The sequence below is a fragment of the Neisseria sp. DTU_2021_1001991_1_SI_NGA_ILE_055 genome (assembly GCF_032342915.1).
Taxonomy (GTDB): Bacteria; Pseudomonadota; Gammaproteobacteria; order Burkholderiales; family Neisseriaceae; genus Neisseria.
Genome location: NZ_CP135440.1, coordinates 2,269,533 through 2,295,796, shown reverse-complemented (window position 1 = coordinate 2,295,796; position 26,264 = coordinate 2,269,533). Strand labels below are relative to the sequence as shown.

At 51.9% G+C, this 26,264-nt stretch carries 24 protein-coding genes and 3 tRNA genes; 13 read left to right on the top strand and 14 right to left on the bottom strand.

The genetic code is table 11. The annotated features are described in order from the left end of the window. Positions 1-95: 95 nt before the first annotated feature. From groL to groES, 3 genes are read right to left on the bottom strand one after another with little or no spacing between them, the layout of a single operon-like run. Entirely contained in the window at positions 96-1,799 is a 1,704-nt protein-coding gene (groL, locus tag RRV97_RS10920; RefSeq protein ID WP_315611523.1) for a chaperonin GroEL, read from the bottom strand. Between the two features lie 46 nt (positions 1,800-1,845). Continuing rightward, positions 1,846-2,145, bottom strand: a complete 300-nt coding sequence (locus RRV97_RS10915) for a hypothetical protein (protein ID WP_315611522.1) — start codon at positions 2,143-2,145, stop codon at positions 1,846-1,848. Between the two features lie 24 nt (positions 2,146-2,169). Next, the gene (gene groES, locus RRV97_RS10910) at positions 2,170-2,457 is read right to left on the bottom strand and encodes a co-chaperone GroES (protein ID WP_003744509.1); all 288 of its coding nucleotides are present in this window, start codon (positions 2,455-2,457) and stop codon (positions 2,170-2,172) included. 423 nt (positions 2,458-2,880) lie between these two features. Here groES and RRV97_RS10905 point away from each other — a divergent pair, with 423 nt between their 5' ends. From RRV97_RS10905 to RRV97_RS10875, 7 genes are all read left to right on the top strand, one after another. Next, positions 2,881-4,893, top strand: coding sequence for a TonB-dependent receptor domain-containing protein (locus RRV97_RS10905; protein ID WP_315611521.1), 2,013 nt, complete (start codon positions 2,881-2,883; stop codon positions 4,891-4,893). Positions 4,894-5,007: 114 nt separating this feature from the next. Further along, positions 5,008-5,970, top strand: a complete 963-nt coding sequence (locus tag RRV97_RS10900) for a siderophore ABC transporter substrate-binding protein (RefSeq protein ID WP_188212313.1) — start codon at positions 5,008-5,010, stop codon at positions 5,968-5,970. A 181-nt stretch (positions 5,971-6,151) separates the two neighbouring features. Further along, positions 6,152-7,120, top strand: coding sequence for an ABC transporter permease (locus tag RRV97_RS10895; protein ID WP_315611520.1), 969 nt, complete (start codon positions 6,152-6,154; stop codon positions 7,118-7,120). Beyond that, positions 7,110-8,081, top strand: coding sequence for an iron chelate uptake ABC transporter family permease subunit (locus tag RRV97_RS10890; RefSeq protein ID WP_315611519.1), 972 nt, complete (start codon positions 7,110-7,112; stop codon positions 8,079-8,081). The genes RRV97_RS10895 and RRV97_RS10890 overlap by 11 nt, the downstream gene beginning before the upstream one ends. Before the next feature lie 129 nt (positions 8,082-8,210). After that, positions 8,211-10,076, top strand: coding sequence for an acyltransferase family protein (locus RRV97_RS10885; protein WP_315611518.1), 1,866 nt, complete (start codon positions 8,211-8,213; stop codon positions 10,074-10,076). 65 nt (positions 10,077-10,141) lie between these two features. Beyond that, positions 10,142-10,768 carry an FmdE family protein gene (locus RRV97_RS10880; RefSeq protein WP_070836736.1) on the top strand — a complete coding sequence of 209 codons (627 nt, stop codon included), beginning with the start codon at positions 10,142-10,144 and terminating at the stop codon, positions 10,766-10,768. Positions 10,769-10,852: 84 nt separating this feature from the next. Then, the gene (locus RRV97_RS10875) at positions 10,853-11,611 is read left to right on the top strand and encodes an ABC transporter ATP-binding protein (protein ID WP_003749115.1); all 759 of its coding nucleotides are present in this window, start codon (positions 10,853-10,855) and stop codon (positions 11,609-11,611) included. Positions 11,612-11,680: 69 nt separating this feature from the next. On the opposite strand, the gene RRV97_RS10870 is transcribed toward RRV97_RS10875, so the two are convergent. Then, the gene (locus tag RRV97_RS10870; protein ID WP_315611517.1) at positions 11,681-12,973 is read right to left on the bottom strand and encodes a valine--pyruvate transaminase; all 1,293 of its coding nucleotides are present in this window, start codon (positions 12,971-12,973) and stop codon (positions 11,681-11,683) included. Between the two features lie 113 nt (positions 12,974-13,086). Then, positions 13,087-13,386: a porin gene (locus RRV97_RS10865; protein WP_315611516.1), complete on the bottom strand. Its 300-nt coding sequence runs from the start codon at positions 13,384-13,386 to the stop codon at positions 13,087-13,089. A gap of 95 nt (positions 13,387-13,481) precedes the next feature. On the opposite strand from RRV97_RS10865, the gene RRV97_RS10860 reads away from it, so the two are divergent. The 4 genes from RRV97_RS10860 (at position 13,482) to RRV97_RS10845 (ending at position 17,396) form a co-directional block, all read left to right on the top strand. Further along, positions 13,482-14,312: a carbon-nitrogen hydrolase family protein gene (locus RRV97_RS10860; RefSeq protein WP_315611515.1), complete on the top strand. Its 831-nt coding sequence runs from the start codon at positions 13,482-13,484 to the stop codon at positions 14,310-14,312. 10 nt (positions 14,313-14,322) lie between these two features. Continuing rightward, entirely contained in the window at positions 14,323-14,868 is a 546-nt protein-coding gene (ruvC, locus tag RRV97_RS10855) for a crossover junction endodeoxyribonuclease RuvC (RefSeq protein ID WP_036492619.1), read from the top strand. 93 nt (positions 14,869-14,961) lie between these two features. Continuing rightward, positions 14,962-15,831 (top strand): lipid A biosynthesis lauroyl acyltransferase, encoded by an 870-nt coding sequence (locus RRV97_RS10850; protein WP_315611514.1) that lies wholly within the window; start codon positions 14,962-14,964, stop codon positions 15,829-15,831. A 770-nt stretch (positions 15,832-16,601) separates the two neighbouring features. Continuing rightward, positions 16,602-17,396 carry a 3'-5' exonuclease gene (locus RRV97_RS10845; RefSeq protein WP_036492616.1) on the top strand — a complete coding sequence of 265 codons (795 nt, stop codon included), beginning with the start codon at positions 16,602-16,604 and terminating at the stop codon, positions 17,394-17,396. Between the two features lie 85 nt (positions 17,397-17,481). Here the strand turns inward: RRV97_RS10845 and prmC are convergent, their stop codons facing one another. From prmC to tldD, 3 genes are read right to left on the bottom strand one after another with little or no spacing between them, the layout of a single operon-like run. After that, positions 17,482-18,294, bottom strand: a complete 813-nt coding sequence (gene prmC / locus RRV97_RS10840) for a peptide chain release factor N(5)-glutamine methyltransferase (protein WP_315611513.1) — start codon at positions 18,292-18,294, stop codon at positions 17,482-17,484. Beyond that, positions 18,284-18,745: a hypothetical protein gene (locus RRV97_RS10835; RefSeq protein WP_315611512.1), complete on the bottom strand. Its 462-nt coding sequence runs from the start codon at positions 18,743-18,745 to the stop codon at positions 18,284-18,286. Before RRV97_RS10835 ends, prmC begins: the two co-directional genes overlap by 11 nt. A gap of 53 nt (positions 18,746-18,798) precedes the next feature. Further along, positions 18,799-20,241 carry a metalloprotease TldD gene (gene tldD, locus RRV97_RS10830; RefSeq protein WP_315611511.1) on the bottom strand — a complete coding sequence of 481 codons (1,443 nt, stop codon included), beginning with the start codon at positions 20,239-20,241 and terminating at the stop codon, positions 18,799-18,801. A 265-nt stretch (positions 20,242-20,506) separates the two neighbouring features. Between tldD and RRV97_RS10825 the strand changes: the two genes are divergently transcribed. Beyond that, the gene (locus RRV97_RS10825) at positions 20,507-21,025 is read left to right on the top strand and encodes a DUF4189 domain-containing protein (RefSeq protein WP_315611510.1); all 519 of its coding nucleotides are present in this window, start codon (positions 20,507-20,509) and stop codon (positions 21,023-21,025) included. Between the two features lie 528 nt (positions 21,026-21,553). Here the strand turns inward: RRV97_RS10825 and RRV97_RS10820 are convergent. The 6 genes from RRV97_RS10820 to RRV97_RS10795 all read right to left on the bottom strand — a co-directional run bounded on the left by RRV97_RS10820 (position 21,554) and on the right by RRV97_RS10795 (position 25,203). After that, positions 21,554-22,396 carry a hypothetical protein gene (locus RRV97_RS10820; protein ID WP_004520957.1) on the bottom strand — a complete coding sequence of 281 codons (843 nt, stop codon included), beginning with the start codon at positions 22,394-22,396 and terminating at the stop codon, positions 21,554-21,556. Positions 22,397-22,411: 15 nt separating this feature from the next. Further along, positions 22,412-24,172 (bottom strand): bifunctional biotin--[acetyl-CoA-carboxylase] ligase/type III pantothenate kinase, encoded by a 1,761-nt coding sequence (locus RRV97_RS10815; protein ID WP_315611509.1) that lies wholly within the window; start codon positions 24,170-24,172, stop codon positions 22,412-22,414. Then, positions 24,169-24,675, bottom strand: coding sequence for an adenylyltransferase/cytidyltransferase family protein (locus RRV97_RS10810; protein ID WP_107723979.1), 507 nt, complete (start codon positions 24,673-24,675; stop codon positions 24,169-24,171). The genes RRV97_RS10815 and RRV97_RS10810 overlap by 4 nt, the downstream gene beginning before the upstream one ends. Positions 24,676-24,936: 261 nt before the next feature. Further along, positions 24,937-25,012 (bottom strand) — tRNA-His (locus RRV97_RS10805). 9 nt (positions 25,013-25,021) lie between these two features. Further along, positions 25,022-25,098, bottom strand: a tRNA-Arg gene (locus tag RRV97_RS10800). Between the two features lie 27 nt (positions 25,099-25,125). Next, positions 25,126-25,203, bottom strand: a tRNA-Pro gene (locus tag RRV97_RS10795). Positions 25,204-25,403: 200 nt separating this feature from the next. On the opposite strand from RRV97_RS10795, the gene folD reads away from it, so the two are divergent. After that, positions 25,404-26,255, top strand: a complete 852-nt coding sequence (gene folD / locus RRV97_RS10790) for a bifunctional methylenetetrahydrofolate dehydrogenase/methenyltetrahydrofolate cyclohydrolase FolD (RefSeq protein WP_188212325.1) — start codon at positions 25,404-25,406, stop codon at positions 26,253-26,255. Positions 26,256-26,264: the final 9 nt, after the last annotated feature.

Genomic DNA, 26,264 nt, shown 5'->3' with positions numbered 1-26,264 from the left:
CCTCTGCACCATCTCACACCTCTACCGGCAAATAAAAAAACCGCACGGCTGCTTGCCGTGCGGTTTTGCTTTTTATCTGAAGGTTTCAGACGGCCTTACAGCATGCCGCCCATACCACCCATGCCGCCCATATCAGGCGTAGCAGGTTTTTCTTCAGGGATTTCAGCAATCATGCAGTCTGTGGTCAGCATCAGGCCGGCGATGGATGCGGCGTGTTGCAGCGCAGAACGGGTTACTTTGGCAGGATCGAGTACGCCCATTTCGATCATGTCGCCGTATTCGCCGGAGCCTGCGTTGTAACCGTAGTTGCCTTTGCCTTTCAACACTTTGTTCACAACTACGCTAGGCTCGCCGCCTGCATTGGCAACGATTTGGCGCAGCGGAGACTCAATTGCTTTAAATATAATCAAAGCTCCTGCAAGTTGATCGTTATTAGTTAACATCAAATGTTCAGGTAAGATTTCTTTTAATTTAGAAGTAATCTCTGACAACTCTTCTGCATCTGGTTTTATTTTCTGAATTATAGCTTGATAAGCACGCAACAGGGCGACGCCGCCGCCTGCAACCACGCCTTCTTCAACGGCTGCACGGGTAGCGTGCAACGCGTCTTCCACGCGGTCTTTTTTCTCTTTCATTTCCACTTCGGTAGCGGCACCGACTTTGATCACTGCCACGCCGCTGGCCAGTTTAGCCACGCGCTCTTGCAGTTTTTCTTTGTCGTATTCGCTGGTTGAGGTTTCGATTTGTTGGCGGATTTCGGCAACACGCGCTTCGATTTGGGCTGCGTCGCCGAAGCCGTCGATGATGGTGGTGTTTTCTTTACCGATTTCGATGCGTTTGGCTTGACCCAAGTCGTCCAAAGTCGCTTTTTCCAGAGACAGGCCGACTTCTTCGGAAATCACCACGCCGCCGGTCAGGATGGCGATGTCTTGCAACATGGCTTTGCGGCGGTCGCCGAAGCCAGGGGCTTTAACGGCAACGGTTTTCAGGATGCCGCGGATGTTGTTCACGACCAAAGTCGCCAAGGCTTCGCCTTCTACGTCTTCAGCGATAATCAACAGCGGACGGCTGGCTTTGGCCACTTGTTCCAAAACAGGCAGCAGGTCGCGGATGTTGCTGATTTTTTTGTCGAACAACAATACAAACGGATTGTCCAGCGCGGCGATTTGTTTTTCCGCGTCGTTGATGAAGTAAGGAGACAGGTAGCCGCGGTCGAACTGCATACCTTCAACCACGTCCAGCTCGTTTTCCAAAGATTTGCCGTCTTCAACGGTAATCACGCCTTCTTTGCCGACTTTTTCCATCGCTTCGGCGATAATTGCGCCGACTTGTTCGTCAGAGTTGGCGGAAATAGAGCCGACTTGGGCGATTTCTTTAGAAGTGTCGCAAGGTTTGGCGATGTTTTTCAGCTCGTCAACCAAAGCGGCAACGGCTTTGTCGATACCGCGTTTCAGGTCGGTCGGGTTCATGCCGGCGGTCACGTATTTCATGCCTTCGGCAACGATGGATTGTGCCAATACGGTTGCAGTAGTGGTACCGTCGCCGGCTACGTCGTTGGTTTTAGACGCCACTTCTTTCACCATTTGCGCGCCCATGTTTTCGAATTTGTCTTTCAATTCGATTTCTTTTGCAACAGACACACCGTCTTTAGTGATGTGCGGGCCGCCGAAAGCGCGGTCGAGCACCACGTTACGGCCTTTAGGGCCCAAAGTTACGCGTACGGCGTTTGCCAATACATTGACGCCGTTTACCATTTTTTGGCGAACTTCATTGCCGAATTGTACGTCTTTTGCTGCCATGTTTTATCTCCAGAAAATATAATTAATTTTCAATGCACTATAACTCTTAGAGCCGTGCTTCTTGCAATTTCATTTCTTGTTGCTGTTCTTCACCAAATGCTGTGCTTTGGATATGAATATCACCATTAATCAAACCTTGGGAAATGGAAATAAACCCAACCACTTGTTCATCTGATTGATTTTGCAAATCAGGAAAAATTTGTTTCATTTGCTGAACTGTAACACCTGCTTTGTCAGCTCGTGCTAAAGTTGCAGCACCTGATAGCAGCCTTGCAGTACCTGCTGGATTTGAAAAAGTATTGATTGTGGCATCAATAAATTGTTTGCCAGTTTCTTTAATAGACATTCACTTTATCCTCAAAAATCAGGTTTATTCCACAATCCCGAAAATATCTTCTTCACGCATTACCAACAGCTCTTCGCCGTCGGCTTTTACAGTTTGGCCGCTGTATTTGCCGAAGATCACTTTGTCGCCGACTTTGACATCCAGCGGACGGCGCGCGCCGTCTTTACCGATTTTGCCCGCACCCACGGCGATTACTTCGCCCATGTCGGGTTTTTCAGCGGCCGCACCCGGCAAAACGATGCCAGAGGCGGTTTTTTCTTCAGCTTCCAAGCGTTTGACGACGACGCGGTCGTGTAAAGGACGGATAGTCATGTTTTATGCTCCGATAAATAGTTTGAAAACAATCATCTACCTTCATCCGGCAGATACGGTTTGAAAAAGTAGGCGGCAAGTTTGTCGACAAACTTACCTGAACACAGCGACAAATTAGGGTTTGACCCGATAAATTCAAGAGAATAATGTAAAAATTTTCCATTTAAGGCCGTCTGAAAACAGACACGATAATTTCGCACCCTCTTTCCCTATTTGCAACGCCGGCCAAACTGGCAAATATTTTCAGACGGCCTCTTACCAAAAGCAAACGCCAAACGTCCCAATCAGAAAAAGACACTGTTAAGTACAAACCTATGCACACCTTTACAAAATGATATCCTAACTTTAAAATAATAAATAGAAATTATTATTAATAAATATTTTTTGTTGAAGAACTAAACTTATCCCCAAAAGGAAATTTCTATGACTTCACCCCTGTTCCGATTCAGCCTGCTTTCACTGGCACTCGCCGCCGGCTTTGCCCACGCAGAAGACGAAGCGAAAGAAAGCGTTACCCTTGATACTGTTACCGTGAAAGGTCAGGCTACAAGCGCCACACACCGTGTAACGACGAAACGTATGGAAGAAACGACTTCCACTGATTTAAAAGACGTATTGTTCAACGAGCCTTCTATCAGTTTCGGCGGTGGCAACGGTCAGTCGCAATGGGTAACCATCCGCGGCATGGGGCAAGACCAAATAGACTATAAAGTTGACGATACCTACACCGACAGCCAGATTTTCCACCACAACGGCCGCTTTATGCTTGACCCTGCATTGGTAAAAGTCGTTGCCGTGCAAAAAGGTACAGGTTCTGCCTCCGCAGGTATCGGTGCAACCAGCGGCGCGATTGTTGCCGAAACGGTTGAAGCCAAAGATTTGCTGAGAGAAGGTCAAAATGTCGGTTTCAAAGTCAATGCCGGCATCAGCAGCAATAAAGGCTATTCTCGCGGCGTAAGCGTTTATGGTCAGGCAGGCGGTTTTGACGCTTTGGTTTCAGGCAATTTCGTACGTGAAAAAGAATACACGGCAGGCAAAGGCTACCGTAATCTGCTCGGAGGCGATAAGGTTTTGAACAGCGCATTGGGTTCGCGCGGTTTGCTGGGCAAAATCGGCTATCGTTTTAACGAAGACAACCGCATTGAATTGAGCCACCGCCAAGAAAAACAATATGGAGAACGCGCCCTGCGTGAAGAGTTCGATTTCTCGCAAGTCTTCCAAACCGACCGCAAGGGTCAATACGTTTTGGATGCCAACGGCAACCGCATTCCGAATACCGCCAACAACGCGCCGCGTTACCGCACGCTGACCCAAGACACCACCAACTTGGAATTCAAAGGCGGAAACTTGGGCTTTATCGACAAAATCAAAGCCAATGTTTACCGTTTGAATACCAAACGTGACGAAGTCCCCAATCCAAATTATGAATTGGACGGCGAAGTACGGACATACGGAGCCAATCTGAATCTCGACAGCCGTCTATTTGACCGCCATACCCTGAAATACGGAGTAAACTGGCGCACTCAAAAAAGCAGCTCAAACGGAGAAGGCGGCGAGAAGAAAAACGATGCCGGCGTATATGTAGAAGGCATTTGGGATTTCTCTCCGGTTACGCTGACCACAGGTTTGCGCTATGACCGTTGGAAAATGAAAACCAGCAGTAATACAGAAAATTCAGACGGCAACCTCAATCCAAGCATTGGCTTAGTTTATGACATTACCCCTGATTTTTCCATCAACACCAGCCTGAACTATGCAACCCGCAGCCCTCGCCTGTACGAAGCAGCTTTAGCAAACAACAGGCCGATTGTTGCATCGCCTGACTTGAAAGCAGAACGCTCGCGAAATGCAGAAATTGGCTTTAACTACCACTGGAATTCTGCCCTGACGCTCTCCGGCAGCTATTTCCATCAGCAAATCAAAGATGTACAGGCCATCCGTCAAGAAGGGCGAAACTACGTCTGGTATAACGGCGGCAAGCTGAAAAACAGAGGTTACGAACTGAACGCCGCCTACCGTTGGAAAGGTCTGACCGCCCGCGCAGGCGTAGCTTACAGCAGACCGAAGCTGAACGGCGATACAGCCGACATCGTGACAACCGCCATCCCGATGGGACGCACATGGACAACCGGCCTGTCTTACCAATTCGACAATCCGAATCTGGAAATCGGCTGGCGCGGACGTTATGTCCAAAATGCAGGCTATGCCCCGACCTCGCGTGGCTCTGATGTGGCTCTGAATGTCGTCCGTGCAGGCTACGGCGTCAACGATATCTTCGCCAACTGGAAACCGACAGGCAAAGACGACTTGAACGTCAACTTCTCCGTCAACAATGTCTTTGATAAAAACTACAAGCCGCACAGCCAGCGCGCAGGTGCCAGCGCCCTATCTGAACCAGGCCGCGATGTCCGCTTGAGCGTAAACTACCGCTTCTAAGCAATCAGCTTGAAAAGCCGTCTGAAAACAAAAGTTTTCAGACGGCATCTAGCTTTATAATCCGATACAAGTTATCATTTCGATTTACTTTATTCCCGACCACGGAGAAACCCTATGTTACGTTTGACCGCTTTAGCCGTATGCTGCACCCTTGCTTTGGGTGCGTGCTCACCGAAAGATTCTGCTTCCAACCAAGCCCAAACTGCTTCCGCTTCTGCCGCCCAAACCGAAGGCGCAGGCCTGACGGTGAAAACCGCGCGCGGCGATGCGAAAGTGCCGCAAAATCCTGAACGCATCGCTGTTTACGATTTGGGCATGCTCGATACTTTAAACAAATTGGGTGTGAAAACCGGTTTGTCCATCGACAAAAACCTGCTGCCTTATTTGGACGAATATTTCAAAACGACCAAACCCGCCGGCACGCTGTTTGAGCCGGATTACGAAGCACTCAATGCCTACAAGCCGCAGCTCATCATCATCGGCAGCCGTGCAGCCAAGGCGTTTGACAAGTTGAACGAGATTGCGCCGACCATCGAAATGACCGCCGAAACTGCCAATCTGAAAGAAAGCTCAAAAGAGCGTATCGACGCGCTGGCGCAAATCTTCGGCAAACAGGCCGAAGCGGACAAGCTGAAAGCAGAAATCGACGCTTCGTTTGACGCGGCGAAAACTGCGGCACAAGGCAAAGGTAAGGGTTTGGTGGTATTGGTCAACGGCGGTAAGATGTCGGCTTTCGGCCCTTCCTCACGTTTGGGCGGTTGGCTGCATAAAGACATCGGCGTTCCCGCTGTTGATGAATCAATTAAAGAAGGCAGCCACGGCCAGCCTATCAGCTTTGAATACCTGAAAGAGAAAAACCCTGATTGGTTGTTCGTCCTTGACCGCGGCGCGGCCATCGGCGAAGAAGGCCAGGCGGCAAAAGATGTGTTGAACAATCCGCTGGTCGCTGAAACGAATGCCTGGAAAAAAGGACAGGTGGTTTACCTTGTTCCTGAAACCTATTTGGCGGCCGGCGGCGCGCAAGAATTGCTGAACGCTTCCAAACAGGTTGCCGACGCATTCAACGCGGCGAAATAGTTGTTTCGGCGGGCGGCAATGCCCACCCTTCCGTTTCACGGCATCCGGACGGCCTTTGCCCGAGCTGTATTTTGGTTATCAGGCCGTCTGAAACGGGCATTCTTGCCCGTTTGCTTCGTTATCTTTGAAAACGATACAACTATAAAATAATGCCTTTGTTTCTTTTACGACCTTATCGTTTATGTTTCACAAGCCCTTTTATTTGAACCTTATCAACGGCATCGCGCTTCTGATATTGTTTGCCGTCAGCCTGTCGGTCGGGGTCGCCCAATTCGACTGGTCCGCCCTGTTTTCGCTCTCCGACAGCCAACAGGTTATGTTCATCAGCCGCCTGCCGCGCACGTTTGCCATTGTGCTGACAGGCGCATCGATGGCCGTGGCCGGCATGATTATGCAGATTTTGATGCGCAACCGTTTTGTCGAACCGTCGATGGTGGGCGCAAGCCAAAGTGCGGCTTTGGGTTTGCTGTTGATGTCCTTGCTGTTGCCGGCCGCGCCGCTGCTGGCAAAAATGTCGGTTGCCGCCGTTGCCGCGCTGATCGGGATGTTGGCCTTTATGCTGCTGATCCGCCGCCTGCCGCCGACCGCGCAGCTGATGGTGCCTTTGGTCGGGATTATTTTCGGCGGCGTGATTGAGGCGGTGGCCACCTTTATCGCGTATCAAAACGAAATGCTGCAAATGCTGGGCGTGTGGCAGCAGGGCGATTTTTCCGGCGTGTTGCTCGGGCGGTATGAGCTGTTGTGGGCAACGGGGGTTTTGGCTTTGTTTGCCTATTTGATTGCCGACCAGCTGACGATTTTGGGTTTGGGCGAAACGGTGAGCGTAAACTTGGGGCTGAACCGGACGGCGATTCTGTGGTCGGGGCTGATTATTGTGGCGCTGATTACGTCTTTGGTGGTCGTAACGGTCGGCAATATTCCGTTTATCGGCCTGGTCGTGCCGAACATCATCAGCCGCCTGATGGGCGACAAGCTGCGCCAAAGCCTGCCGGCGGTGGCCTTGCTGGGCGCGTCTTTGGTGTTGCTGTGCGACATTGTCGGACGCGTGATTGTGTTTCCGTTTGAAATCCCTGTATCGACTGTTTTCGGAGTCATGGGTACAGTGTTGTTTTTGTGGCTTTTATTAAGGAAACCTGCTCATGCCGTCTGAAAAAAATATCGATTTTATGGCAGGAAGCAGCCGTCCGTTGTGGGTGGCTTTTGCGCTGTTGCTGGTTTCCTGCGCCCTATTTATGACGCTCAACGTCAAAGGCGATTGGGACTTTGTTTTAAACCTGCGCCTGACCAAACTTGCCGCGCTGCTGATGGTCGCCTATGCGGTCGGCGTGTCCACGCAACTCTTCCAAACGCTGACCAACAACCCGATTCTGACCCCTTCGATTTTGGGTTTCGATTCACTGTATGTGTTTTTGCAGACCTTGCTGGTGTTTACGCTCGGCGGCGTGGGCTATGCTTCCCTGCCGTTGACGGGCAAATTCGGCTTTGAGCTGGTCATCATGATGGGCGGCTCGCTGCTGCTGTTTTACACGCTCATCAAACAGGGCGGACGCGATTTGTCGCGCATGATTTTAATCGGCGTGATTTTCGGGATTTTGTTCCGCAGCCTGTCGTCTCTGCTTTCGCGCATGATTGACCCCGAAGAATTTACCGCCGCACAGGCGAATATGTTTGCCACCTTCAATACCGTCCACTCGGAATTGTTGGGTATCGGCGCAGTCGTGTTGCTCATCAGCGCCGCCGTGATCTGGCGCGAACGCCACCGCCTCGATGTTTACCTGCTCGGCCGCAATCAGGCCATCAATTTGGGCATCAACTACACGCGCAATACCTTATGGCTGCTGTTGTGGATCGCCGCACTGGTTGCGACCGCGACCGCCGTTGTCGGCCCGGTAAGCTTTTTCGGCCTGCTGGTGGCCGCGCTGGCCAACCATTTTTCCCCGTCAGTCAAACATTCCATCCGCCTGCCGATGACTTTTTGTGTCGGCGGCATCCTGCTGGTCGGCGGGCAAACCATCTTCGAACACTTCCTCGGCATGCAGGCCGTATTGAGCGTGGTCGTCGAATTTGCAGGCGGCTTAGTATTTTTATATTTGGTGTTGAAAAAGAAATAAATTAAACGCGCCCAAACAGCTTTAAGCCGTCTGAAGCCCGTGTTAAAAAATATTTAACCATTGAAATGAAACTAAATTTCTGACATGTACTCATAGTAAACATCACTAAATTTACTAAAATTACAAAAAATGAGTACGACATTAAAATACCGTCCCGACTTAGACGGCATCCGAGCTTTGGCTGTCTTGGCCGTTATTATTTTCCACATCGACGCCGCTTGGCTGCCCGGCGGCTTTCTCGGCGTGGATATGTTTTTCGTTTTGTCCGGCTATCTGATCACCTCCATCATCAGCCGCGAAATGCAAAACGGCAGTTTTTCGTTTTTAGAATTCTACAAACGCCGCGCCAAGCGTATTTTGCCCGTTTTCGCCTGCGTATTGCTGTGTACGAGTTTGGCCGCCGCAATCTTTTTCTTGTCGTTTGACCTGCGCCAATACGTCAAATCGGCAGTGTTTGCGTTGCTGTTTTCGGCTAACCTGTTTTTTGCACGGCGCGGCGGTTATTTTGATGCCGACGCGGCGGAAAAACCTTTGCAACACATTTGGTCTTTATCGCTGGAAGAGCAGTTTTACTTTGTTTTTCCGGTTTTGCTGATTGCCTTTTTCCGCTTCAGCAAAGGACGCAGCATCCGCCAATTCATCCTTTTGCTGATTGTATTGAGCCTGCTGTCCGTCTTTTTGCCCACCTTCGGCATGGACCCTTATTTCCTGCCTTATGTGCGCGCATACGAGCTGCTGATCGGCGCACTTTTCGCCTTTATTCCGCCCTCGCAAAACAACGACCGCTTCAGCACGCCTTTGGTCGGCTGGGCGATGATGGCGGTGATTGCCGCCATGCTGCTGCTTCCTTACGGCGTGTTGCCCGGTGAAGGTAATATCGAACGATTGCTGTGCTGTACGGCGGTCGGCGGCTTGATTTACTCGGGCAAAGCCCTGCAGACGCAAAACGGCTTCAATACCGCCAAACTGTTGAGCCTCAAGCCTGTTGTGTTTATCGGTTTGATTTCCTATTCGCTGTATTTGTGGCATTGGGTGGTCTTGGCCGTCATGCGCTATGTTTACATGGACAACGCTTTACCGATGTCCGCGATTGTATTGGCCGTGGTGCTGATGTCAGGCTTGTCCGTTTTGTCCTATTACTTCGTCGAAACACCAGCGCGACGGATAAAGAATTTCACCACCCCAAAATTCATCGGGGTAATCGCCGCCTATTTCGCCCTGCTGATTCCTGCCGCCGGCTACCTGCTGACTGCCAAACCGGCCGCATACGAGGCAAACCTATATACGGTTGATGAAAGTAAAATCTGCGCGGATACCTTGACCAAAACCGACTGCGCCGTCGGCGCGGAAAACCAAAGCAGCAAAGTCCTGCTGATGGGCGATTCCCACGCCGCCCACCTGACGCCCTTTATCGATATAGTGGGCAAACGGGAAGGCTTTGCCGCCGACGTTATCTCGTCCAACAGCTGCGGCGTTGCCTTCGGCTTTATGTTACCGCAAAGCGACCGCCGTGCCGACCGTTGCAACCCTTACAACCGCTTTATCGCACAAAAGATCGAAAACTATCCGGTGGTCTTTATCTCGCAACGTTGGTTCCTGCATACCGAAAAGCCCGGTTTTACGGAGCATTTCGGCAAAATGCTCGACACCCTGATTCAACAGGGCAAGCAGGTTTACGTCTTTGCCGACACGCCGATGAACGCGCAACTGCCCCTGCGCCATTACTACCTGAAACAACGCCTCGGCCTCGACATGCAATACGTTTCCGAGCATAAAAAAGCCGAAATCGCCCGCTCCGCCGAAGCCGACAAGACCATAGAAAACATTGTCAAACAGCGGCCTGCCGTGCATTGGGTCAACATCATGGGGCCGATTCCGGCAGACAAAACCATAGACGGCCTGCCGATATATTTCGACACCAACCACCTCAACACCCACGGCGCGACAAAACTGGCCGAAAAATTTATACAGGACAAACAAATACTCTTAAAATAACATCCATGCCAAAGGCCGTCTGAATATTTCAGACGGCCCGGGCAAACCCGCAAAGGACAACCCTCATGACACAAGAACATTTCCCATCATTCTTCAACCAAGCCCCGACCATCACCGTCCAAGACGCATTGGCCGACTTCCTCGGTGCAGCCGAAAACGGCATCCTCACTTACCACTACGCCGATGCCGTACGCCTGTGCGGCCACTCCTGCCCGACTGTCGCCGGTGCCTACCTGATGGTCATCAAGGGCCTGAAAGCCCTTTACGGCGAAGAGCTGCCGCAACGCGGCGACATCGAAGCCTTTATGCAGGGCGAGCGTGACGAAGGCACGACCGGCGTTACCGCTTCCGTTGTCCAACTCCTTACCGGCGCAGCACCCGAAACCGGCTTTGGCGGCGTAGGCCCTGCCGGACGCTTTGCCCGCCGCCATTTATTGTCCTTTGGTGCAGGCGAAATCAACGGCACACTCGCACTCCGCCGACGCGATACCGGCAAAACCGTTGCCGTCAGCCTCAACGCCGCACTCCAACCCTTCGCACCGCAAATGCGCGACATCATGCCCAAAGCCGTCAGCGGCAGCGCAAGTGCCGACGAACTCAAACAATTCGGCGAGCTTTGGCAAGAACGTGTCCGCGCCTTCCTGATCGATCAAGCCGACAATCCCGAATTTGTGACCGTCAGCGAAATCTAACCACTCCATACAGAAATAAAATTCAGACGGCCTCACGCTGAAAGGCCGTCTGAAACCCCAAGTTTTCCATACTCGAATCCGCCTATGATTACCATCCGCAACGTCAGCCACACCATCGGCAGCAACCCCATCCTCAACGACGTCAGCCTCGACATCCCCGAAGGCGGCATTACCGCGCTAATCGGCCCGAACGGCGCAGGCAAGTCCACCCTCCTCTCCTTTATGGCGCGCCTACAGCCCTTGGTACACGGCGACATCAGCTACGCAGGCAAAGACATCAAAACCACCCCCACCGCCGAACTCGCCCGCACGCTCTCCATCCTCACCCAAGAAAACAGCATCATGAGCCGCATTACCGTGCGAGACCTGCTCATGTTCGGCCGCTATCCCTACCACCAAGGCAGGCCGTCTGAAACGGATAAAACCATCGTCGAAGAAGCGCTTGCCGAGTTCCACCTGCAAGGCTTTGCCGACCGCTACCTGACCGAGCTTTCCGGAGGTCAACGCCAACGCGCCATGATTGCCATGGTGTTCTGCCAGCGCACCGACTACGTTTTATTGGACGAGCCGCTGAACAACCTCGACATGTATCATGCCCGCTCCCTCATGCAAATCCTGCGCCGGCTGACCGACGAGTACAAACGCACCACCGTCGTCGTCCTGCACGACATCAACCAGGCCGCCGCCTACGCCGACCACGTTGTCGCCATGAAAAACGGCCAAGTCGCCATGCAGGGCGCGCCCAACGATATTTTTACCGCCGAAAACATCAAATCCCTATTCGATATGGACGTCAACGTCCTCGATTACGAAGGCAAAAAACTGGTTATCCACCACGTTTGAATCCAATAAAAAAGGCCGTCTGAAACCCGATTCCCCACGTTTCAGACGGCCTTTGCCTATTCAAAAAATTTATTTTTTATCGTACAAACCGCGCACTACCCTGCCGATGGCGGCGATGCCTTTTTCCAGCGTTTGAGCATCCTGAGCGATGCTCATGCGGATACACTCGCGGGCGTGCGGGTAATCCCGCGTGTCGATGCCGACGAAGAAATGTTCGCCCGGAATAATCAGCGTGCCCTCGGCCTTGAGCATTTCGTACAAGGTTTGCGACGAAACCGGCAGGTTTTCAAACCAAAGCCACAAGAAAATCGCACCTTCAGGCTTGTGGATTTTCAACGGATACGCACCCAATTCGCGTTTGAGCAGGGAAACCGCCGTTTGCGCCTGCTGACGGTAAAACGGCTGAATCACTTGGTCGGCCAACTGTTTCAGACGGTCGTCGTTTAACAGCGGCGCCGCAATCGCCGCGCCAAAACGGGTTGGCGACAAATTCACAATCGCATTCAAACTGCTGACGGCTTTGACCACTTCCGGCGCGGCGACAATAATGCCGGTACGCACGCCGGGCAGGCCGATTTTAGAAAGGCTGAAGCAGAGGATGATGTTTTCGTGCCAGTTGAGCGTTACATCGCTGTAGATAATATTCGGGAACGGCATTCCATAAGCGTTGTCGATAATCAGCGGAATCCCGTGTTCCTGCGCCAACGCGTCCAAACGCGCCATTTCGTCGTCGGTCAGCACATTGCCGGTCGGATTGGTCGGGCGCGAACAGCAAATCGCACCGATTTTGCCCGCTTTCAATTCAGGCAGGCTCTCCAGCGCGTCAAAGTCCACACGGTATTTGAAAAAGCCCGCTTCACCTTCGTGTTCGACATTTTCGATTTTCGGTTTTACCGAAATAAAATGCTGCCCTTCGACATGCACGTCGGCATAACCGATATATTCAGGCGCAAGCGGCAACAAAATGGCTTTTTCAACCGTTTGGCCGTCTGAAAGATTGAATTTGCCGCCGAACAGGTTGAACAAATAGAAAAACGCGTTTTGCGAACCATTGGTCAGCGCAATATTGTCCGCCGTCAGATTCCAGCCGTATTCGCGGTTGAGAAACTCAGTCAAAGCCGCAATCAGCGCCGCATCGCCCTGCGGATTGGAATAATTGCCAATATTCTCAACCGCGTGTTCCGCCGCCAGTTTAGAAAACACATCGGCGAACACCGCATTGACTTCCGCAATCTTCGCCGGATTGCCGCCGCCAAGCATATTGACGGGCTTGTCGCTTTTGAGCGCGTCGCCCAAATCGTCCATCAATTGCAAAATGCCGCTGTGTTGCGTGAATTTTTCGCCGAATGCTGAAAACTGCATGGAAACTCCGTTGCTGGGTGCGTGAAAACAATAAACCGCTATTATAAGAACAAAGGCCGTCTGAAAACCAGTTATCCTGATTTTCAGACGGCCTTTACTATTCAATCTTTCCTTTAACGGCCAAAATTGTCTCGACGTTCACGCCAGTCTTGGCGGATGGAGCCACTTTTGCCGACCGGCGTGTCTTGTTCGACTTCCCAAATAAAATTCGTTCCGCCACCTATCGGATGAGAACCGCGCAAGCCGATGTGGCTGCCTTGGTCGGCAATGGCAGTGCTGCTGTGTGTTTGGCCGCCGAAACGGGTTTGCGAGGTTTCGATGCCGCTTTTGATGCTGCCATAAAGCTGTACGTCGGCATGTGCGGCGAGTGCGGCGGTGGAAAGTGCGGCAGTGAGGAGAAGTTTCAAGTTCATGGTTTATCCTTTTTTTGGAGAGGAATTGTGAGGCGATTGTATCGGCCTTGTGCGTAAACAAGTTACAATTCTTGCAAAATCTGACAGGAGTTTTGATGATGCGCTCTTTACGCGCCGCCGCTGTGCAAATGGTGTCGTCCACCGACCCCGAAACCAATATTGCCACGATGAAACGCCTTGTTCGCGAGGCGGCCGAACAAGGGGCGGATTGGGTGTTGCTGCCCGAATATTGGCCGCTGATGGGCAAAAACGATACGGACAAGCTGGCATTTGCCGAGCCTTTGGACGATGGACGCGTTGGCGAAACCTGCGACACCCTTTTTCAGACGGCCTTAAGCGAAACAGCAAGGGAATGCGGCGTGGTGTTGTTTGGCGGTACGATTCCGCTGCAAAGCCCAAACGCGGGCAAGGTGATGAATACAATGCTTGTATATGACCGCAACGGCAACCGAATCGGGCTTTACCACAAAATGCACCTTTTCGGCTTTTCCGGTTTGGGCGAACGCTACGCCGAAGCCGATACAATACTGGCAGGCAGCGATGTGCCGAAGCTGAGCGTGGATGATGTTCCGCTGGCAGCCGGCGTCTGCTACGATTTGCGCTTTCCTGAGTTTTTCCGCGCCCAGCAGCCGTTTGATGTTTTGCTGTTGCCGGCCGCGTTTACCTACACGACCGGCAAGGCGCATTGGGAATTGCTGCTGCGCGCCCGTGCGGTGGAAAACCAATGCTACGTCATCGCGTCGGCACAAGGCGGACTGCATGAAAGCGGCCGCCGCACATTCGGCCACAGTATGATTATCGACCCTTGGGGCGATGTGTTGGCGACGTTGCCCGAAGGCGAAGGCGTGATTTGTGCCGATTTGGATACCGCGCGCCTGCAAAGCGTGCGCACGCGCCTGCCTGCCCTGAAACACCGATTACTTTAAAACACGCACTATGTCCCACTCCCAACCTACACGCATTCTCGGCATCGACCCCGGCAGTCGCGTGACCGGCTTCGGCGTTATCGATGTCCACGGCCGCGAGCATCATTATGTTGCTTCCGGCTGTATCAAAACGCCGACCGGCGCGTCGCTTTCCGAACGCATCGCCGTGATTGTCCGCCATATCGACGAAATCATCCGCCACTATCAGCCGCATCAGGCGGCCATCGAACAAGTGTTTGTCAACGTCAACCCGGCCGCGACGTTAATGCTCGGTCAGGCGCGCGGTGCGGCGATTGCCGCTTTGGTCATGCACGATTTGCCCGTGTTTGAATACACCGCGCTTCAGGTCAAGCAGGCGGTGGTCGGCAAGGGCAAGGCCGCCAAAGAGCAGGTGCAGCATATGGTGGTCCAAATGCTCGCGCTTTCAGGCACGCCGCAAGCCGATGCCGCCGACGGACTCGCCGTCGCCCTCACCCACGCCCTGCGCAATCACGGATTGGCTTCGCAACTCAATCCCGACGGCCTGCAGGTCAAACGCGGCCGTTTCCAATGGTAAGCCAACATTCAGGCCGTCTGAAATCGTGTTCCAGCCCGTTTTCAGACGGCCTTTCGGTTATAATAGCCCTTTGCCCACATACAGCGAGCCTTCATGAAAGCCGCCTTCCTTTTTCTCTACCTCATCCGCCTGCTGCCTTTTTGCGTGTTGCACAAAATTGCCGACGCGATCGGTATTCTCGCCTATTACGCAGTCAAACCGCGCCGCAAAGTCGGCGAGGTCAACCTCAAAAAATGCTTTCCCGAGCTGAACGACAGCCAGCGCACCGCCCTGCTCAAACGCCATTTCCAACACATGGCCAAGCTGATGCTCGAATACGGCCTCTACTGGTACGCGCCTGCGGACAAACTGCGCTCGTTGGTGCGCTATCAAGACAAACACCATCTTGACGAAGCCCTCGCCGCCGGCGAAAAAGTCATCATCCTCTATCCGCACTTTACCGCATTTGAAATGGCGGTTTACACGCTCAATCAGGATGTACCGCTGACGAGTATGTATTCGCACCAAAAAAACAAAGCCCTGGACGAGCAAATCCTGAAAGGCCGCCACCGCTACAACAATGTTTTCCTGATCGGCCGCACAGAAGGCCTGCGCGCCATCATCAAACACCTGCGCAAAAGCGATGCGCCCTTTCTTTATCTGCCCGATCAAGACTTTGGCCGCAACGATTCCATTTTCGTCAATTTCTTCGGCATTCAGACGGCCACGATTACCGGCCTCAGCCGTATCGCCGGCATGACCAAAGCCAAAATCATTCCCGCCATCCCCACGCGCGAAGCCGACAATACCGTAACCCTGCGCTTCTATCCGGCTTGGGACAATTTCCCGACCGAAAATATCGAAGCCGACACCCAGCGTATGAACGACTTCATCGAAGAGCGGGTACGCGAGCATCCCGAACAATATTTCTGGCTGCACAAACGCTTCAAAACCCGTCCCGAAGGCGAAAGCAGCTTTTATTGACTACATAAAATTACAATTTAAGCATGAAAAAGCGGCAAAACATTTCTTTTGCCGCTTTTTCATTTTAATTGTATCAAACCCAAGCTCGGCTTCAATTTCAAACAATCAAATCAAATTCCACTTTAAATGCTTTAAAAACAACTTTTTTCAGAGCAATTGAAACTTTCAAACAACCTTATATTTTTTCTCAAATAAAAATTGCTCTATTCAATACCCTTTTCATTTATATGTTAAATTTAATTTAATTTAAAAACAAAATGTTATAGAATAACTTTTAAAATAAAACAAATTTTAATCATTCGAAATATGAAATTAAATTAAATTTAAAGCAAGAAATACAAAATAAACATCTAATTTTAAATTAATTATGAAATTTAATTGCAAAAATATGACAATAACTGCAATTCACCCCGAACCAAACCTTCAGAAAAAAATACTTGGCAAACTGTAAAAATTCGCGTAAATTTCACTACATCAAATTACAAAGCATTCAGACGGCCTAGGCCGGTTTTAAATGTTTTTGTAAGCAGTTTTCTGATATTGCAAGCAATTGCAGTATTTTTAGAGGATTTCGGTGCAATACCCGAAATGAAAGTTTACCGGTGCAGAGTTGAGCTGCATCTGTAAAGCCGCAGGTGAAAGCCTGTATTGTTTGTGAAGCGTAAATCTCTGATTTGAGGTATTGGGGCAATCCTGTGGGGGATTGCCTCTTTTTTTATCTGCGCCGTCATGCCACAATGGCATCATTCCTTATCCAACCCGATCACGCCATGACCCCGATACTCGCCTTCGACATCGAAACCATTCCCGACGTAAACGGCATCCGCCTGCTTTACGATTTGCCTGCCGATTTGCCCGACAACGAAGTTGTCCTGTTTGCCCAACAGCAACGCCGCGCCAAGACCGGCAGCGACTTTATGCAACACCATCTGCACCAAGTCGTCGCCATCTCCTGCTGTATGCGCTGGGGTCAGGACAAAATCCGCATCAGTACCATCGGCGATCCTGAAGACAGCGAAGAAGTCATGATTGCCAAGTTTTTCGAGGTCATTGAAAACTATACGCCGCAACTCGTCAGCTGGAACGGCGGCGGTTTCGACCTGCCCGTCCTCCACTACCGCGCCCTGATACACGGCATCAGCGCCGCCCGCTATTGGGATATGGGCGACGGCGATTTTGGCGACAGCCGCGACTTTAAGTGGAACAACTACATCAGCCGCTACCACACCCGCCATTGCGACCTGATGGATTTGCTCGCCCTCTACCAACCGCGCGCCAGCGTGCCTTTGGACGATATGGCCAAACTCTGCGGCTTCCCCGGCAAACTGGGCATGGACGGCAGCAAGGTTTGGGACGCTTATCACGCAGGCCGTCTGAAAGACATCCGCGACTATTGCGAAACCGATGCCGCCAATACCTACCTGATGTACATGCGCTTTCGCATGATGAGCGGCGCGCTCGACGCCGACGAATACGAAGTCGAAATCAAACGCATCAAACACTATCTGGCCGCACAAGCCGAAGAAAAACAACACTGGGCGGAGTTCGTCGCCGCTTGGCGTTAAACCAGGCTGTCTGAACAGCTAAACAAAAAAAACCAAAAGGGCGTGATTAACACGCCCTTTTTTATATTCAGACAAACCATGCCCACTAAGTAGGCAAACGCCCCAGCGTGACCCTGTCCAATCCTGCCAAATCCTGTTCGGTTGCCACTTCGACAAAACCGTTCTCCAGCATAATGTTCCGCACTGCTTCGCCTTGGTCATAGCCGTGTTCAAACAGCAGCCAGCCGTTGGCCTTCAGGTATTTGGGGGCTTCTTGGGTAATGTGGCGGATATGGCTGAGGCCGTCTGAAAAGTCGGTCAGCGCGTTTTGCGGTTCAAACCTCAAATCGCCCTGCGACAAATGTTTATCGCCGTCCTCAATATACGGCGGATTGGAAACAATCACATCGTATCGGCCTTCAGACGGCCTGTCGGTATCAAACCACGAACCCTGCGCAAACTCGACTTTTGCGCCCAATTTGGCCGCATTTTGACGGGCGGTATCCAAAGCACCGGCGCTGATGTCGGATGCGCGAACATCGGCATCAACGCGTTCAAGCGCGATGGTCACGGCAATGGCGCCGCTGCCCGTTCCCAAATCCCACACGCGGCCTTGCTGTGGCAAGAGTTTAAGCACAGCTTCCACCAAATGCTCGGTTTCAGGGCGTGGAATCAGCACATGGGGATTGACGGCAAAGCGTCGTCCGTAAAACTCGCGTTCGCCCAACAGATAGGCCATCGGCTCGCCTTGCAAACGGCGTTGCGTCAAAATCTCCAAGGTTTGCAGGGCGGATTCTGCCAAATCGTCCGTACCGCGTGTCACTAGCTGCGCGCGCGTATAACCCAGCGCATATTGCAACAACATCCGCGCTTCATTTTTGGGCAGTGCCGATTGGCGCAACCATTCATCAAGCGTCATTTTTCGTCCCATCTGCCAGCATTGCGGCTTTTCTTTCCTTATTCTTTCCGGCAAACGTGCCGATGGTGGCAACCGCAAATGCGGCATACCACAAATAAAACCCTGCACCGTAACGCACGATATCCGCTGTATTCCCTGCTTCATCGACGTGTACGGCTTTCACACTGAAAGCCACCAACGCCAAACCCCAAAGTGCCGCATGGACAGGCACGACCTTCTTCCGCAACGCCAGCAACACAATGGCCGCCAACCAAACATAATTGGCATAGGCCGCACAATACCTGATATCCAAAGAAGCAAATATCGACCCCAAAATCAAAACGGTCACACCCTTCATGCTTTCATGATTGCCCAAATAAAATGCAACATTGGATAAAGACGCTATCCACAGGGCAACCGACACCAGCAACGTCACTATAGGAAAACTTGATTTCCGATTCTGTTCCTGCATGGTTTTATCCTAATGTAAAAGGCCGTCTGAAAACCTTTCAGACGGCCTGCCGTTTAAATTTCGCTACCGCCGACGGTCAGTCCGGCATCAATCCTCAGGGTCGGCTGTCCGACGCCGACAGGAACACTTTGCCCTTCTTTGCCGCAGACGCCGATGCCGCTGTCGAGCGCGGAGTCGTTGCCTATCATGGAAACGTGTTTCAGCACTTCGGGACCGTTGCCGATGATGGTCGCGCCTTTGACAGGGTATTGCAACTTGCCGCCTTCCACCCACCACGCTTCGGATGCGCTAAACACAAACTTGCCGCTGGTAATGTCCACTTGTCCGCCGCCGAAGTTAACGGCGTAAATGCCCTTGTCGATGGACGCGATGATTTCTTCCGGCTCATAGCCGCCATTTTCCATAAAAGTATTGGTCATGCGCGGCATAGGTGCGGAGGCGTAACTTTCGCGGCGGCCGTTGCCGGTCGATTGCGTACCCATCAGACGGGCGTTGGTTTCGTCCTGCATATAGCCGACCAAAATACCGTCTTCAATCAATACAGTGCGGCGGGTTTCATTGCCTTCGTCGTCGATATTGAGCGAACCGCGTCTGTCGGCAATATCGCCTTGATCCACAACGGTAACGCCTTTGGCGGCGACACGCTCACCGATTCGACCGGAGAAAACGCTGGTTTCTTTACGGTTGAAATCGCCTTCCAAACCATGTCCGACCGCTTCGTGCAGCAACACGCCCGGCCAGCCGTTGCCCAAAACGACGGTCATCTCGCCGGCAGGCGCAGGACGGGATTCGAGATTGGTCAGCGCTTGTTTGACGGCGGAATCGACAAACCGATGCACCAAGTTTTCATCGAAATACGCCAAATCATAACGCCCGCCGCCGCCCGCGCTGCCCTGCTCGCGACGCTCGCCCTGCTTGGCAATGACGGTAACGTTCATGCGCACCATCGGGCGGATGTCGGCAGCGTGTTTACCGTCCAAACGGGCGATGTACACCATGTCGTATTCGCAGGTCAAACCGGCCATCACTTGCATGATACGCGGATCGGCGGCTTTGGCCAGCGTTTCGACTTTGTTTAACAGCGCGACCTTGGCGGCGGAATCAAGACTGGCAATAGGGTCAATCGCCATGTGGACAGGTTTGCCGTAGGCAGGTGTCGGTACTTTGACGCTGGCCTCGCCGCCGGCCGCACCAATCACGCGAACGGCTTTGGCAGAGCGGTTGATCGAATCGATACACAGGCTGTCGGCGTAGGCAAAAGCAGTTTTATCGCCCGAAACGGCACGCACGCCCACACCCTGATCGATTTGGAAGCTGCCCGATTTGACGATGCCTTCTTCCAAATGCCAGCTTTCATAGGCAGTACGCTGACAATAGATGTCGGCATAATCGACATGGTTGGCGCCGATAATGCTCAGGCTTTGGGCGAGCAAATCGGGGGAAAGGTGGTTGGCTTCGAGCAAATCTCGCTGTACGGCGGCATAGGTTTGTTGCATAATTTTTCAGACGGCCCGACAAGCAGGCAAAGTTAATTTGGCCTTGATTATACGGTATTTTATATGGCTTTGGATATGTTGATTGCTTGGGTTTATGAGTGATTGAAACAAATCAAAAGGCCGTCTGAAATATAGGAATATAGGGTTGAAATGTTTGCCTTGCCCTATTTCAACGTCAGCCGCGTAAAGAAGATAACAAATCATCGTATGATTGATGCAGCGGCAGACTGATAAAAATTTAAATCATAAATAGATCGGACTTGAAATGAAAAAATTACTTGTTGTATTGTTGGGACTGATAAGTCTTAATGTTTATGCCAACGGCTGTGGTGGTGAATACCAGCCTGCAACTGGAACCTGTCGCATTATTGACAGCTCCGGTAGACAAATTTTATATAACGTTCCATCTCAATCAAATACTCATACACAACCTAAGAAAATTATTTATTATGATGTAAAAGTTCCTTCCAAATTTGGAGCTTTAGCTTTTGATGCAAGGTCTGGGAATATAGGTGGAGCATTAAATCAAAATTCAAAAGCTGAGGCACAGAGAGCTGCGATTAAACAATGCGGTGCTGGAAATAAAAATATTCATTGTAAAGTACTCAGTTGGGTTCGAAACGGATGTGTAGCTGCCGCTACTGGAAAACTGAATAAACAAACTAGAGTCATAGGAGGTGCTGCAGAACAAGGAGCTGCAGAAAAGACTGCTTTATTAAATTGTAAGAATGAAGGAATGACTGAATGCAAAATTGTTATGCCTGAAGGTTGTTCTCTGCCTTAGTAGTTAGATAAAAGTGTACTGTCTGAAATTTCAGATTTAACGAGTACAACACGATAAAACGCTTATCCAGTTTTGTTTTAACTGCGACACTGTTGCCATTTTCTGTCTCTGCCGGCAAGCTGCCGACAGGAGATGCCAAATATGCTTGTAGGTCATCAACGGCCTTTTCAATCACAGCAAAACCAACACTAAAACTTAATTTCCATACAAAACAAACTATTATAGAAAAATCCCTTATTTTTTCAATTTTGCTATTGATAATAGTTATTATTAGCGTATAATCAAAACCACTCGGAAGACGTCCTAATCCGAGCCATTAAACGACAGATTTTATCCCCCTCTTCCCCATTATCTCTTGATACTCGGAGTGCGCATATACGAAACATACCTGTTCCCCTTTATATCAGATACTCAAAACCGAAAAACATGAAACCCACTGCCGATACAGTGGGTTTCGTGTTTTACGGCGTTCGGTTTATCAGGCTTTTCCGGCTGCTTATCAGGCCGTCTGAAACCGAATAGGCCTGATCATCGACAGGTTTTCATGTTCAATTTGCCATAACGGCCGACAATGTTTCTGATGTCTTGGGCATCGCGCTCGTCAACCGCCATAAAGACCACGGTCATGCGCGCCACGCTCAAACCGGTATCGGGTGCGCTTCTGTCTTCCTGTTCGACAATACGCGCGCCGCCGAAACCTGCGCTGGACAAGCGTGAAATCAAAACTTGGGCGGAAGAGCGGCTGCGTGTTACGTCAATGCTGATTTCGCCGTTGTGAATGCTGCCGCTAAAGCCGCGGCTGCCCAAGGCGTCAAGCTGGGCAGAAGTGTCGCCGTCGGCAGGCAAGACCACGCGGAAGGTTTTGGAAGAAGTTTCACCACCGGATGCGCCGTTGCGTTTTTCGATACTGCGGCTGGCCGCATGGGGCCATTTGCCCAACAGGCCTTTGATGCGGTGGTAATCGTCTTCGTCCATTACCACGGTGGCGCTGCTGGTACACAAGCGTTCCACGCCGGCCGCGTCCATCTCTTCTTCGGCGGCGCGGCGTTCTTGCGCTTCTTTCTCGCGGCGCATTTTTTCTTTTTTCTCTTTCAACTGCTGCGCTTCTTGTTTTTTACGCAAGGCTTCTGCTTCTTCGGATTCGGGTTCGGCCATGATCAGGCCGTCTGATTCATCCGCCACCCAATCGGGCTGCGATGCCTGCTGCGGCTCGGCTTTGGGTGCGTCCAAAGAAGACGGGCGCAATAATTCGTGCGTGCCGCCTTCCAAGGCCGATTCGGGTTTGGCGGTTTTATGCTGTGTCCGATAGGCAACCATGCTGCCAAAAACAATGATGTTGAGTGCGACCAAGACCGCAAACAGCCATTTCATGATGCGTTTTCCTTTTTATTGTCCGTTGCGATGGGCAATCCAATGCAAGAGCCCGTGAATCACGAGATTATCGACGATTTTCACTTGATTGTCATGAACAAATGCCTCGGGCAAGGCCTGCACGACTCTGGCCGCACCGCCGCCCGTGATAATAATATCGACCGGTTTGCCCCCGCCCGTTTTGTCTTTCAGACGGCCATGCATCATCATCAGCGCGCCGCAAACGGCATCCATCATGCCGCTGGCAATGGCGTTCGGCGTTGTGGTCGGGAAAGGATATACTTTGCCGATGGGGCGGTTAAGGTTGGCGGTTTTAAGCGCCATCGCCTCTTTCATCAAGTGGAAACCGGGCATGATGGTGCCGCCGAGATAATGATTGTCTTCCGTCAGCGCGTCGGTGGTTACGGCGGTGCCGCAGCTGACGACGACGCAGGCGTTTTGCGTGAAGCGGCGGCTGCCCAGCGCATTAAACCAGCGGTCGGAACCATGTTCTTCAGGGCGGCGGTAATGATTGCGGATACCCAAAGCCTGCGGCATGGAAGACAGCCATTCGACTGGACGGGTTAATTGTTCTTCAACCATCGCTTTTTTTACCGAACCGCACACGGCGCAACCGACAATCTTCACATCATCATCGGCAAATTGCAGCCATTCTTCGCCCAGCTTGGCCAAATCACGATACGGCGCGCGGCTGACTTCGGTAAATGTGCCGTTCTCCACCCACGCCCATTTCAACTGGCTGTTGCCGCCGTCCAGCAGCAAAAAGCGTTCCGGCTTGGCGGCGGCAGGTTGTGCCGGGCGGTTATCCGGGCGCAAGCTGATTTCGCCGCTGACAATGGTTTTCTCGCCCTTGTCCGTCAGTAAACGCAACGCGCCTTGCGCGTCCACGCCTTTGACCACACCTTCGTGGACAACGCGCCCTTCTTGAAGCAGCAAGACCGGCCTGCCTGTGTCGCGGTTGGCGGCATCGTATTCGCCGACACATGATGCAAATCCGTTTTGCGCGTACTCGTTCAACAGCGCATCGAGTTGCGCCAACACCGCATTCAATAAGGCTTCGACGCTTACGCCCTGCTTAGAGGCCGTCTGAAACAAAGCCTGTACGGAAGTAGCGTTTTCCACTTCTTTCGGCAATACAAAATTAATGCCGATGCCGATGACGGCGACGGTTTTATTTTCCACCCGCGTCGTTTCAATCAACACGCCGGCCAATTTATCGTTGGCCACGACCAAATCGTTCGGCCACTTGATGTTCACGTCCAAACCAATATCGGCAAGCGCACGGCGGCAAGCCAATGCCACCACCAACGCCAGCGACCCCAACTCATACTGCGGCTTGTCAAACGCCCAGCCCAGACTGAACATCAAGCATTCGCCCTGTCGGTTGACCCAGCTTCGCCCCTGCCGTCCGCGCCCTTTGGTTTGAAAATGCGCCACACACAAGGCCTTGTGCGCCAAATCTGCCGACTGGCGCGCCAACGCCATGATTTCATCGTTGCTAGACGAACATTCGTGTTTCAACTGCGCGCGAAAACCATGTTTCCCGGCCATTTGTTGCAGAGATTCTTCGGCAAACACAGCCAATGGGCGCACCAAGCGCCATTGCCCGTCATGCTGGCGCAGCAAACCGCGGATATGCCCCGGCATCTGCTGCCAAAATCCGTTTAATTGTTGCGGCTTCATCCCGGCCGCACGCGCCAACTGAGAAACGTGTTGCGGCAGGCCGTCTGAAAGCGCGGCGAGCAAGGCCCAATGGCGGCTGTTCAAATCCGTCATGCGCCTCCTCCGGCTTCGCGGATTTTCGCCAAAGTTTTAGTGGTCGAAGTCTGATGTAAAAACGGAATCGAAAATACTTTGCCGCCGCGCGCAAACGTTTCGGCCGCACCGACAATTTTATCCACAGGCCAATCGCCGCCTTTAATCAACACATCGGGTTTGACCATTTCAATCAACGCGGCCGGCGTGTCGTCATCAAACCATGTAACCAAATCCACGCTCGCCAATGCCGCTGCCACTGCCGCGCGGTTTTCCAAAGGATTAATCGGACGGTCGTCCCCTTTGCCCTGACGGCGCACCGAAGCATCGGTATTCAACGCCAATACCAAAGCCGCACCGGCCGATCGTGCCTGCGCCAGATACGTTACATGGCCTCGGTGGAGAATATCGAAACAGCCGTTGGTAAACACCAGCGGACGGGGCAATGCCGCCAAACGCTCCGCCAGCTTTTCGGGCGGACAGATTTTGGATTCGAATTCTGGAGCTGACCATTCGGACATGATGCGGTTCCTTTGGGAATAAAACAGAAAATAATCGGGGTATTATAAAGGATAACGGCGAAACGCCATAAAAAGATACCGAACGGTACAATATTTGGGCTTGACTGCGTATTCATCGGCATCTGACAGACACCGAAGACGCCGTTTTTGCCGCTGCCATGATGAAACAGTTTGATGAATACTGTTTTTGAAACCCAATAAACTTGAATTAAAATTCAGGGCATAAACGGGAAAAAGCCTGCATACAATATGCAGGCTTTCATCTGGGGTGGCTGATGGGGCTCGAACCCACGACAACTGGAATCACAATCCAGGGCTCTACCAACTGAGCTACAGCCACCGTAAAAATTGGCACGCCCGACAGGAATCGAACCTGTAACCCCCGACTTAGAAGGTCGGTGCTCTATCCGGTTGAGCTACGGGCGCTCATGCCGATTCGTGCTTAGAATTTTGTGGTCGGGGCGGTGGGATTCGAACTCACGACCCTCTGCTCCCAAAGCAGATGCGCTAACCGGGCTGCGCTACGCCCCGACTGAAGACCCGAACTATACAGACCCTTTTCAATCCGGTCAACACTTACTTTGCTTTATTTTTCTATTCTTTATTTATCTTATTATTTTTAATCATTATTTATTTTTATGTTTCGTCATTGGGGTCACTCTTTTGTGTCAGGCCGTCTGAAAAATGCGATAATTTGAACGCAATATTTGTCCCTATTTAGAAGGAAAATCATGACTGCTCAACTTATAGACGGAAAAAAAATCTCTCAGCAACGCATCGAGGCGGTCGCGCAGGCGGTAAAGGCGCGTCAGGAAAAAGGTTTGCACACACCTTGTTTGGCGGTGGTATTGGTCGGCGACGATCCTGCCAGCGCGGTTTATGTACGCAATAAAAAACTGGCCTGCCAAAAAAGCGGCATTGAATCGCGCTCTTACGAGCTGCCGTCTGAAACCACGCAAGACGATTTGCTGAAACTGGTGGACGAATTGAACGGCGATTCTGCCGTTGACGGTATTTTGGTGCAACTGCCGCTGCCGGCCCACATCGACAGCCAGGCGGTTTTGGAACGTATCGTGCCGCATAAAGATGTGGACGGCTTCCACCCTTACAACGTCGGCCGCCTGGTCGTCAAAATGCCGCTGATGCGCCCGTGCACGCCCAAAGGCGTGATGACTTTGTTGGAAGCCTACGGCATCGACCCGAAAGGCAAAAAAGCCGTGATTGTCGGCGCGTCCAATATTGTCGGCCGCCCGCAGGCGTTGGAATTGCTGCTGTCCCGCGCGACGGTAACTATCTGCCACAGCGCCACGCAAAACCTTGCCGATGAAGTTGCCGCCGCCGATATTTTGGTGGTCGGCGTGGGCATTCCGAATTTTGTTAAAGGCGAATGGGTCAAACCCGGCGCCGTCGTTATCGATGTGGGCATCAACCGCTTGGACGACGGCAGCCTGTGCGGCGACGTGGAGTTTGACGTTGCCAAAGAACGCGCGTCCATGATTACGCCCGTTCCCGGCGGCGTCGGCCCGATGACGATTGCCACTTTGTTGGAAAACACGCTACACGCGGCCTCATTGCACGATTAACCGCCGTCA